The sequence below is a fragment of the Pseudomonas sp. PS01299 genome (genome assembly GCF_029960145.1).
Classification (GTDB): Bacteria; Pseudomonadota; Gammaproteobacteria; order Pseudomonadales; family Pseudomonadaceae; genus Aquipseudomonas; species Aquipseudomonas putida_A.
The window spans coordinates 39,360-50,700 of record NZ_JASCPO010000018.1; the positions used below are offsets into that span (position 1 = coordinate 39,360).

The window sequence follows — 11,341 nt, forward strand, 5'->3', positions numbered from 1 at the left end:
GATTTTAGCGGGACTAGATCATTAACCCCAGCGCCTTGGCGCGGGCCACCGCCTGAGTACGCCGCTCAACCCCCAACTTGCTGTTGATATGGCTGGCATGGGTTTTCACCGTATGCAGCGAAATGAACAGTTGCTCGCTGATTTCCTGATTGGAACAGCCCTGGGCAATCAAACGCAGCACCGCCAGCTCGCGACTGCTGAGTTGTTCGGCAGATCCACATTCAATGACAGGACGGGCAACCACCAGCGGAAAATGCGTCAGCAACTGCTGTCCTGCCAGTGCTGGCGAGTTTTGCAGCTGGCTGCGCAGCCAGTCCGGATGCGCGTTGATCAAGGCGTCAAATGGCTGTATCACGCCGCCCGTCGCCGCTTCCAGCGCCTGGTTCAATGCTTTGCGTGCCTCGGATTCGCGACCACTGCTCAGCAGCAAATTCACTTTCTGCGCCAGCGCCATCACACACAGCAACTGGCGCCCGGTTTGCTGACCGTTTTCCAGCAACACATTCAACCGCCCTTCGGCGAGCATCGGCTGGCCCTTGATCACGTCGAGCAACGCTTGTTGCAATTCCACATGCAGCGGCAGCTGTGGATGAAATTCCGGTGGTGCGGCTGCACGTTCGCCGGTGTAGGTCTGGCCCAGTCGTGCCAGCCAGGCTTCGGCCAGATCAGTGCGGCCTTGCGCCAGCCACAGTTCGCATTTGACCAGGGTGATCATCGCCAGATAGTAGATCGGCGGCACATCCCATATATGCATCAGACGCTCGGCTTCAGCGAGTTCGGCGAAGGCCTTGGCGAATTCGCCGAGGCTGCCGTCGAGACGGGCGATCACGCAGTGACCGATCAATACGCTGATATCGCGACAGGCCCGCGCTTCGGCCAGACCGCTCAGCAATCGGGCCCGGGCCTGCTGCGGTTGCAAGCGCATCGACAGCAGAAAACCTTCATACAGCGTCAATCGCGCACGCACCGCGTACAGACGTTGCGCCGACAACCCGCGCAGACGATCAAGACCCTGATGCACCTCATCCAGTGCCCGCAGAATTTCCCCACGCGATTGCAGGACCCGCGCCCGGTCGTAATGCGCCAAGGCTTCGAACAACGGATTGCCGACCCGCTGCGCCAGCTCGAGGGATTCTCGATTCAAGCCCCGCGCACGCCACAGGTCACCGTCGGCGATCGCCAGATTGGACAAGGTCGACAGGCACATCAGGCGTTGCCCGTAACGTTTCACCGGCAGGCTTTCCAGCGCTTCGCTGCAATAGCGCTGGGTCAGCTCACGATGCCCGCGCCCGCGGGCGATGATGCCGCTGAGCGCCAGCCATTGCGCGAGCATCGACTTCTGCGCAGAGGCCGAAGGCGCCGGCAGGAAACGACTTAAATGACTGGCCAGCTCTTCAGCGGCATCCAGCTGACAGGCCAGCCCGAGCGCCCAGCTGTAGAGCACGATCAAGCGTGGCGTGCTGATCAGCAGACTGTCGGGCAAGTCCATTTTCCAGCGCAGCAGCATGCCCACATTCTGCTCGGCGAGCAGTTGTTCCTCGGACAGGTTCTGCACCAGATTCGCTGCGACATCCAGATGGCCGGCGCGCAAGGCCTGCTCCACCGCTTCGTCGAGGAGCCCTTGAGCATTGAACCAGCGACAGGCGCGCAGGTGCAGGGTCGCCGCCGGCACCAGCGTCTGGGTCACGGGACGGCTGCGCAGCAGATCGGAAAACAAATGGTGATAGCGATACCAGTGACCGTGTTCGTCCAGCGGCACCAGAAATACCTGATGCGCCAACAGAAACCGCAGGATTTCGGCGCTGTCGTGGGCTTCGCGCACCGCGTCGCACAGCTCGCTGCAAAAGCGCTCTTGAGGGGCGGTGTCGTAGAGAAACGCCTGCACCTCGGCCGGCAGGCAATCGATCACTTCTTCCAGCAGGTAATCGCGGATCAGCCCTTCCCCGCCGTTCAGCGCGGGTGGCAGCGGAGCCCCGCTGCCAGCCTCGGAGACCGCAAGCAACCAGAAACGCAGTCCGGCCACCCAGCCTTCGCTGCGCTGGATCAGGTTTTCCAGCGCTTCGCCGCGCAATGAACTGCTGTGTCGATCGAGCAGCGTCAGGGCTTCATCGTGGGTCAGGCGCAAGTCCTGCTCATGCAGTTCGAGCAACTGGCGCGACAGGCGCAGACGCGCCAGATGCCAGTCCGGGCGCTGCCGACTGGTGACCATGACCAGCAAGCCATCGGGAAGATGATTGAGGAAAAACTGCAGGCAACGGTCGAGTACCGGGCCTTGGGCGAGATGGTAGTCGTCGAGCACCAGCAACAGCGGCGCCGTCGGTTGCAGTTGCAGGGCCAACTCATCGAGCAAGCCGTCGAGCCATTCTTCGAAGGCGAACGGCTGATGGCGCTGGCGCATCTTCAACAGGCCGAGTGCACGACTGCCCAGATCCGGAAAGTAGTCCTGCAGTCCCTCCAGCAATCGCTCGAGAAACCGCCCCGGATCGTTATCCCGTGGGCTCAATCCCAGCCAGAGACTTTGCCAGTGCCCCGGCAGGCTCTGACAGAACTCCACCGCCAGCGAACTCTTGCCGAACCCGGCCGGAGCGCAGACCAGTAACAGACGTCCACCGAGCCCGGTTTGCAGGCGCTCGCAGAGACGTGGCCGCAAGACGTATCCGTCCGGCAGCGGAGGACGGAAAAAACGTCCGTCCAGTGCCGCGACGGCAACGCTTGCGGGACCCGGAAGTGGGGACAGATCAGTCATGGCCGGCTCTTGTTCGAATGGCGGTTGGCGGCGTAGCAGATGTCCGCAGCCTAGCCTTAAACGTAGCGGTTATGAAGGTTGCTGCTACAAATGGCTACAAAAAGACTGTCGAGAGCCGGCAGCTCCTACAAAAATCAACGCCAAAAAAAACGCCCCGAACCAGTCGGGGCGTTTTTTCGAGGATGCGGCCTCGGGTCAAAGCTTAGCGGATACCGTCCTGGCCCAGGTTGCCCGGCTGGAATTCGCTCTTGGTGGCAGAGAAACCGAAGTCATACGCTGATTTTTCTTCGTTCTTCATGCCCAGCGCCAGGTAGCGACCCGATTGCAGGTCGTACAGGGCTTCCAGCGCGTACCACGGCACTTGCTTGTCGTAGTAGTCCTCGGCATGCGCTTCGGCGACACGCCACAGCTGACCGCGACCGTCGTAGTGGTCGATGACTGCTGCCTGCCAGGTGTCTTCGTCGATGTAGAAGTCACGTTTGGCATAGATATGGCGCTGACCCGGTTTCAGGGTGGCGACCACGTGCCAGACACGACGCAACTCGTAACGGGTCAGGTCCTGGTTGATATGGCCGGCCTTGATGATGTCGGCGTACTTGAGGGTCGGCGAGTCGATCTTGTAACTGTTGGAGGCAATGTACATCTCTTTCTTGCCTTCGAGCTTCCAGTCGTAGCGATCCGGCGCACCGTTGTACATGTCGAGGTTGTCGGAGGTACGCAGACCGTCCGCCGCAGTGCCCGGGCCGTCATAGGACACTTGCGGTGCCTGACGCACACGACGCTGACCAGTGGCGTAGACCCACGCCTTGCGCGGCTCCTTCACCTGGTCGAGGGTTTCGTGCACCAGCAGTACGGTACCGGCCAGACGTGCCGGCGCGGTCACTTTCTGCTTGAAGTAGAACAGGATGTTGCCCGGGTTGGCCGGATCGTAGTCCTTCATCTTGTCGCGGAACACGAACTGGTCCTGGAAGTACACCAGGCTGAACGAGCCGTTGGTTTGCGGAGTCGCCTGGGTCACCAGACGGGTCACGCTGCCACCGCGATAGCGGGTGATGTGGTTCCAGATCACTTCCAGACCGCTTTTCGGAATCGGGAACGGCACGGCAGTGTCAAAGTTTTCCAGACCGTTACCGCCTGCGACCAGATTGGTGGTGGTGGCGTTTTTCTTGATCGCGGCGAACACGTCATCCGGCACGGTCGAGCCGCGATGGGACGGATAAACCGGAATCTTGAAGGTGTCCGGGTAGCGCTTGAACATCGCGTACTGGCCCGGAGCAAGCTTGTCCTTGTACTGCTCGACGTTCTGCGCGGTGATGGTGAACAGCGGTTTTTCACTGCCGAACGGATCGGACAGGAAGCCCTTGCTGTCGACCGTGCCGGCATTTTTCGCCAACGGTTTCCAGGCAGGGATCGAACCGTCGGCGTTGCCGGCCATTTCGGCGCCCATCGGGGTCAGGCTCTTGCCCAGCTTGTCGGCTTCGGCGGCGGGAACGGCCGCCATGACGCTGGTCGCCAGCAGCGACAAACCCAGAACACTCGCGTGGAACAGACTCTTTGTTATTTTCATATGTGTGTTCGTCCTGAAAAAACTGTGCTTAGAAGTTCACGCCGACGCTCAAGGCCACGAAGTCACGATCGTCCACGGTCGTGTAGTCGCCGCCAAAGAAGTTGGTGTAGGCCAGGCTCGCCGTGTAGGTGTTCTGGTATTCGGCATCGAGACCGAGGCTGATGGCCTTGCGACCTTCCTCGAAGTTGCCGCCAGGGCCTGGCGAGTAACCTTTCACGTCGTGCGACCAGGCCACGTTCGGCTTGAGGTTCACACCGGCAAACACGTCGCTGTAATCCCAGATGGCACGAGCGCGATAGCCCCACGAAGTGGCCGTGGTGAAACCATCGTTGTTGCAGTTGCTGGAAACGTTGTCGCGCGAAGCCCCCGGCCCGGCACCGTTGATGGTGGAGGTGTTGAGGATCTGCGAGCAGGTGTTGAGACCTCCCGTGGCAGGCAGTTCGCCCGGGCCGAACACCGGATCGCGGCCGTAACGGGCTTCGGATTTGCTTTCCAGACCACCGACGTGGGTCACGCCGACTTCACCCACCAGGGTCAGCCGGTTGGCGCCCATCACCTGATCGAAGAAGTGCGTCAGGGTGGTTTGCAGCTGGGTGATTTCTTTACGGTTGTAACCGTGCAGATCCTGGCCCGGCACGCCGTTGAGGACCGACGCGTTGGTCAACGCGCCTCCCAGCGGACGGACGCCGGCGAACAGGATGTCGGTGGAGTTCAACTGCACCGGAGCATTCGGCCGGTAGCTGACTTCACCGCTCCACGCCGTACCGGTAGGCAGGGTAGTGGAGAAGCTCAGACCGTACAGGCGAATGTCTTCAGGGTATTCGATGAAGTATTCCGAGTTGCCTGCCACGACCAGCGGGCCCAGTGCCTGGAACGGCCCTGGCAATGCCTTGACGCCGTTATAGATCGACTGGGGCGCGCCGGTGGCGCTGAAGATCGGCGCACGGCTGTGGTAGTTCATGAAGTAGGCGCCGAACTCGGTGGCCAGCGGGTCGAACATGTACTTGGCGGAAACGCCCCACTGCCCGCTGTCACGCGCGTTGCGGTTGGGCGAACGGCGCACCAGCACGCCCTCTTCGTTGACGTCGACACCAGCGTTGGCCAACGGCCCGAGCGCAATACCCGGAATGGTCGAACGCTTGTTCAGTACCCGCAGGTTGTCGTCGCAACCGGTGGTCACGATGTCCGGCTGCGAGAAGAACGTGCCGCAGTTGTCGGTCACGGTCTTCTGCCAGTCGATCTGGTAGAAACCTTCGGCCGAGAGGTTTTCGGTAATGCTCTGGGACACGTAGAACATATTGACCGGGATCAGGCCTTCCTTGATCTCGGCACCCGGACGGCGGAACGCGGACACGTCGATCGGGTTGATCGAGTTGATGCCGCCGCCGATGAAGGTACTTTCGCCCCAGTTCACCACCTGCTTGCCCAGACGCACCGAACCTGGCTCATCGGCAATCGAGTAGTTGTGGTAGACGAAGGCGTCGAGGATCTGCCCGCCGGAAGAACGCGCCGCGACGTCGCGGTTGTGGTTGCTGACGTCCTTGTATTCCAGGTCCTGATTCTGCAGCGCGAAGTCGTACCAGTATTTGCCCCGGACGAAGACCCCGGTGTCGCCGTATTTCAGTTCCAGATCATGGATGCCCTTGAAAATCTTCGAGAAGGCTTGCCCGCTCTTGAAGTTCAGGTGGCCGTTGTCGGAGGTCTGGGACAGGCCCTTGCCGCCGTTGTTGACACCAATAAGGTCCTTGTTCGGCTGCTGGGTCGAGATACTCATGCCCAGGGAGAGCGAGGAGTCGAACTGACCTTCGATTTCACCGACGTTGAAACTGACGCCGAATGCGGGCCCGGCGAGCGTAGAGGCAAGACTGACGGCCAGAGGCAGTTTAGCCCGGCGCCAGAACTGGTTTACTGATGTCATCGACGCTACTCCATGTGCATTATTGTTATGGCAGTGAGTACTTTTAAAAACGCCTGGAAGACCGGGAGCCAGTAGCCACCCGACGTCACTCCAAAGTTGCATCGCCCCTGTTCGTGCGTGTGCCCCGTTCTTAAAAATCCTTGAGCGGACTATAGCCAGCAGGGGGTACTGCTTGATCCCTCTAAAGTGTGATTTGCAGCTGCCGGCCACTCTGGAACAGTCCTTTCGCCAGTCCGACACATGTCGGCACGGCAAGGATGGCTGAATTTTTCGATTTAACAAGCCAAGCGCTTGCTTGGTGGGTCTGGCGCGCCGGTTTCGGCGCGCCAGCAGACACTCAAAGTGTCGAAAGGAAGGTGCTGTTGTTGGCCTGCCATTCGGTGATGTCGAGGCGGATGCGCTTCTTGTCGAGCTTGCCGACACTGGTCTTGGGAATTTCCGTAACAAGGGCAATCTGACTTGGAATCGCCCACTTGCTCAGGTGCCCCAATTCCACGAACGGCTTGAGGTGTTCCTTGAGCTCACGCGCGCCGATCTCGTGCCCTTCGCGGATCACCAGCAGTGCAAACGGCCGCTCGCCCCACTGCGGATCGGCGATGCCCACCACTGCTACTTCGCGTACCGCCACATGACGGCTGATCAGGTCTTCGAGGTCCAGCGAGGAAATCCATTCGCCGCCAGTCTTGATCACATCCTTGATGCGGTCGCGGATGTCGATCACGCCCATGCTGTCGAGCGTTGCCACATCGCCGGTGTGCAGCCACCCACCGGCCCAGAGCTCGGCGCCCTTCTGCGGTTCGTTAAAATAGCCTTCGGTGAGCCACGGCGCGCGCAGGACCAGTTCGCCCTGGGTTTCGCCGTCGGCGGGGAGGAAGTTGCCCTCGGCGTCGACGATCGCCGCTTCCACCAACGGCCCCGGCACACCGGCCTTGATCCGGTAAGTGGTGCGTTCGTCTTCGGTGCCGGCCATCAACTCGTCGTTCAAATGCGCACAGGAAACCAGTGGCCCGGTCTCCGACATGCCGTACGCCGCCGTCAGCTGAATGCCCCGGGCCTTGGCGGTTTCATACAGCGTACGGTTGAGCGCACTCCCGCCGATGACGATTTTCCAGCCGCCGAAATCGGTGCCCTGCGCGCCTTTGGCGTTGAGCAGCATCTGCAGGATGGTCGGCACGCAGTGGGAGAACGTGACCTTCTCCTTGCGCCACAACTCGACGAGGAATTCCGGGTCGTAACGCCCCGGATAAACCTGCTTGAGCCCGAGCATGGTCGCCACGTACGGCAAACCCCAGGCATGCACATGGAACATTGGGGTGATCGGCATGTACACGTCGTTGGTGCCGAGCAGGCGCACGCTGTCGATCGCGCCCATGATGGTCGACACGCCCATGGTGTGCAGCACCAGTTGCCGATGGGTGAAGTACACACCTTTCGGGTTACCGGTGGTGCCCGTGGTGTAAAAGGTAGTGGCGACCGAGTTCTCGTCGAAGTCCTGGAAGTCGTACTGCGGGCTCGCAGCGGCCAGCAGTTGCTCATACTCGCCGACCAGGTTCGGCAGCTCGGCGGTCTTTTCCGGCAGATCGGTCAGCAGCAGGGTTTTCTCGACGGTGGTCAGGTGCGGCGCGATGGCCTGGTACAGCCCGACGAACTCGCTGTTGACCAGCACGAAGCGGTCCTCGGCGTGGTTCATGGTGTAGAGGATCTGTTCCGGCGACAGACGCACGTTGATGGTGTGGATCACCGCGCCGATCATCGGAATGGCAAACATGCATTCGAGGTAGCGATGGCTGTCCCAGTCCATCACCGCCACGGTGTCACCCGCCTTCACCCCGGCCGCCGTCAATACGTTGGCCAGCCGCGCCACCCGCTCGATCAGGGTCGGATAGCTGTAGCGCAACTGGTCTCGGTAAATGATCTCGCGGGTTTTCTCGTAACGGGCGCCGGACATCAGCAGCCGTTTGATCAGCAATGGATACTGGTAGGCCCCATCGGCCGGGGGAATGACGCGAGTCTGCAACATATGAATCCCTTTTCTGGCTGCACGGTGTTGGCGTAGAGAGCGTTACTCTAGAGCCGTTATACCCCAGTCAAATCAGCCGAAGGAATGATTTGCACAGCCGTACAAATGCTAGCTTTGCGCCAGCATTTGCCGGTATTCAGCGCCGATCAGGCTGTTTGCCCGACAGCCGCTTCGGAAGGTGTGCGTGGGAAAACCACAGCCGCGAGGAAGGTCAACGCGCCAAAACCCGCCAGAATCAAGTAAAGCCCGACAAAACCATGGCGCGGTTCGATGTAGGCAATCAGCGGAATCGCTGTCGCACTGGCGCCGAACGACAGGCAGTAACGCAGGGCGAAGACCCGCGATTGCCACTGCGGCGCGACGAAATTGGCGACCATCGAGTCGTTCACCGTCACCTGACCGAACACCACGAACATGAACGCCGCACCGAGCACGATCACTGCCCAGCCATCGACATACGCCATGGCGTACAACAGCGGCGCCTGAAACAGCGTCAACACAATAAACGGCCATTTCAGGCTGACTCGGTGCAGCACCTGGCCAATGCTCAACTGCGCGACTGCACCAAAGGCATACGCGAGGCTGACCACCACGCCGAGGGTTTGCGGCGAGGCGAACAGGTCATGCAGACGTTCCTGAAACAGCTTCGGATAGGTCATGGTGGTGGCGTTGAACACCACGCCACCGGTGGCCGTCGCCAGCGCCAGCACGCCGAATACCATGAGCATCGAAATCCGCTGCCCGGCAGCGCCCTTCAGTGCGGTGTGTGGACGCTGCGGGATCGGCTCTTCACGCACCTGCAAGGCAAAGCCGATTCCCAGCATGATCGCCACCACCCCCGGTAACACAAAGGCCGACCGCCAGCCGAACTGCGCCACCAGCAACCCGGTGATCAGCGCCGAGAACGCTACGCCGAGGTTGCCCCACATGCCATTGATGCCGATCTCCCGCCCGCGATTCTGCGCGTAGGCCACCAGCATCGCGGTGCCCACCGGGTGGTAGATCGCGGCGAAAATGCCGATCAGGGTCAACCCGATCACCAGCATCGTCGGGCTGGTGCTCAGCCCGGTGAAGATCGCCGAGGCGCCGATGCCGAAGAAAAACACCAGCATCATCTGCCGCCGACTCCAGTGATCGCCCAGCCAGCCGGCCGGTAACGAACAGGCGCCAAAGGCAATGAACCCACCCAGCGAAAGGCCGATCAGCGCGGCGTAGTCGAGGCCGAAGGCCTGGGTCATGCCGAGCACGGCGGCGGGGAAAATCAGCATGAACATGTGATCGATCACATGGGCGGCGTTGACGTAGCGAATGACGTTTCGAGATTGATTCATGGCGGCACGCTTGTGTTTGTTATGGGCGGATTGTTGTCAGCGGCTTTATGCTAAGTTGGCGAAAAAGCGCATACCTGCCAACCAGGTCATCGAATCCGACATGTTGATCAGCCACTTCGAACACGGTCCGGTGAGCGCCTATCCCCGGGATTATCTGGACGGCGCGCACCAGTCGCTGCACCTGCATCGCGAGGCGCAGTTGCTGTATGCCGTCCGAGGGATCATGCGGGTGGTCACCGACCTCGGTGCCTGGGTGATTCCGCCAAGCCGCGCAGTGTGGATTCCGCCGCAAGTCGCGCACGAGATATTCATGTCCGGCGATGTGCAGATGCGCTCGCTGTTCATTGCCCCCGAGCTGTCACCGGCCGGCCTGCAACAGTGCTGCGTGCTGGCGGTGACGCCGCTACTGCGCGAGTTGATCCTGCGCGCCGTTCAAGGCCCGCCGCACGCGGATAATCCGCTGATCCAGCAGTTGATGCTGGAAGAGCTCGCCAGCCTGGAAAACCTGCCGCTGCACATTCCAATGCCTACTGACCGACGCCTGCAGAACATCTGTCTGGCGTTGCTGCACACACCGGATCACCCCAACACCCTGGAAGACTGGGCGCAGCAGGTCGGCGCCAGCTCACGCACTCTGGCGCGGCTGTTCCAGCGACAACTGAAGATGAGTTTCAACGCCTGGCGCCAGCAACTGCGCCTGATGGAAGCGTTACCGCGCCTGCTCGCTGGGGACAGCGTGCAGCGCGTGGCGCGGGATCTGGGGTACGGCAGCGCGCGGGCGTTCAGCGCGATGTTTCGCCGGTTGCTCGGGGACAATCCCCGGGAGTACCTGAATAATCTGAGCAAACTCAGCCAACTCGTGTAGGAATTCCCCATCTCCCTGTGGGAGCGAGCTTGCTCGCGAAAGCAATCTTCCAGTCACCTGTGATATCGACTGATCCGACGCCTTCGCGAGCAAGCTCGCTCCCACAGTTTTGATCGGGTTTCAGCTCTTAGTGCATCTCGGTAAACGCGATTTTCACGCCGAGAGCGATCAGCACCGCGCCCATGGTGCGGTCGAACCAGTGGCCCATGCGGGCAAAACCGGCACGTACACGTTGCTGACTGAACAGCATCGCCACCAGGCAGAACCAGAAAGCGGTCGCAACGGCCAGGTAAACCCCGTAACCCGCCTGCACCACCAGTGGCGTGTGCGGGTTGATCACCACGGTGAACAGCGACAGGAAGAACAGAGTGGCTTTCGGATTCAGACCATTGGTCACGAAGCCCGAGGTGAACGCGCCGCGCGCGGTGCGCACGCCGGCCTCTTTGTGCAGATCATCGGTAACGGTTTTCGCCGGCTGCGCGCGCAAGGCCTTGAAGCCGATGTACAGCAGGTACGCGGCGGCGGCCCATTTCAAGGCGTTGAACAGCACGATCGACTGCGACACGATCAGGCCGATGCCCAGCAGCGAATAACCCACATGCAGGAAAATCGCCGTGCCCACGCCCAGTGCGGTCCAGGTGCCGGCGCGACGCCCATGGGTCACGCTCTCGCGCACCACCACGGCAAAGTCCGGGCCGGGGCTGGCCACGGCCAGCAGATGGATCAGTGCAACGGTCAAGAACTCGGTCCAGTACATGGGGGCTCCTCTGGGGGTGATCATCAACTTGAACACATCGCCTGAATGCTTTTCCCCTGTGGGAGCGGGCTTGCTCGCGAATGGCGTTGTGTCAGGCAACCTTTATGGGTCTGACACGCCCTCTTCGCGAGCAAGCC

General features: G+C 61.0%; 7 protein-coding genes. 1 reads left to right on the top strand and 6 read right to left on the bottom strand.

Translation table 11 applies throughout. From position 1 onward, the window contains the following. Positions 1–13 precede the first annotated feature (13 nt). The 5 genes from QMX91_RS06180 to QMX91_RS06200 all read right to left on the bottom strand — a co-directional run bounded on the left by QMX91_RS06180 (position 14) and on the right by QMX91_RS06200 (position 9,582). Positions 14–2,746: a LuxR C-terminal-related transcriptional regulator gene (locus QMX91_RS06180; protein ID WP_134787307.1), complete on the bottom strand. Its 2,733-nt coding sequence runs from the start codon at positions 2,744–2,746 to the stop codon at positions 14–16. A gap of 202 nt (positions 2,747–2,948) precedes the next feature. Beyond that, complete coding sequence (locus QMX91_RS06185; protein WP_027612198.1) at positions 2,949–4,313, bottom strand: DUF1329 domain-containing protein; 1,365 nt, start codon at positions 4,311–4,313, stop codon at positions 2,949–2,951. Between the two features lie 28 nt (positions 4,314–4,341). Continuing rightward, the gene (locus QMX91_RS06190) at positions 4,342–6,231 is read right to left on the bottom strand and encodes a DUF1302 domain-containing protein (protein WP_134787308.1); all 1,890 of its coding nucleotides are present in this window, start codon (positions 6,229–6,231) and stop codon (positions 4,342–4,344) included. 337 nt (positions 6,232–6,568) lie between these two features. Continuing rightward, positions 6,569–8,251, bottom strand: a complete 1,683-nt coding sequence (locus tag QMX91_RS06195) for a fatty acid--CoA ligase (protein WP_027612200.1) — start codon at positions 8,249–8,251, stop codon at positions 6,569–6,571. A gap of 146 nt (positions 8,252–8,397) precedes the next feature. After that, the gene (locus QMX91_RS06200) at positions 8,398–9,582 is read right to left on the bottom strand and encodes an MFS transporter (protein ID WP_139054185.1); all 1,185 of its coding nucleotides are present in this window, start codon (positions 9,580–9,582) and stop codon (positions 8,398–8,400) included. Between the two features lie 100 nt (positions 9,583–9,682). Between QMX91_RS06200 and QMX91_RS06205 the strand changes: the two genes are divergently transcribed. Next, positions 9,683–10,447 carry a helix-turn-helix transcriptional regulator gene (locus tag QMX91_RS06205; protein ID WP_098965556.1) on the top strand — a complete coding sequence of 255 codons (765 nt, stop codon included), beginning with the start codon at positions 9,683–9,685 and terminating at the stop codon, positions 10,445–10,447. Positions 10,448–10,574: 127 nt separating this feature from the next. On the opposite strand, the gene QMX91_RS06210 is transcribed toward QMX91_RS06205, so the two are convergent. Further along, positions 10,575–11,204 (bottom strand): LysE family transporter, encoded by a 630-nt coding sequence (locus QMX91_RS06210; protein ID WP_123587813.1) that lies wholly within the window; start codon positions 11,202–11,204, stop codon positions 10,575–10,577. Between the last annotated feature and the right edge of the window lie 137 nt (positions 11,205–11,341).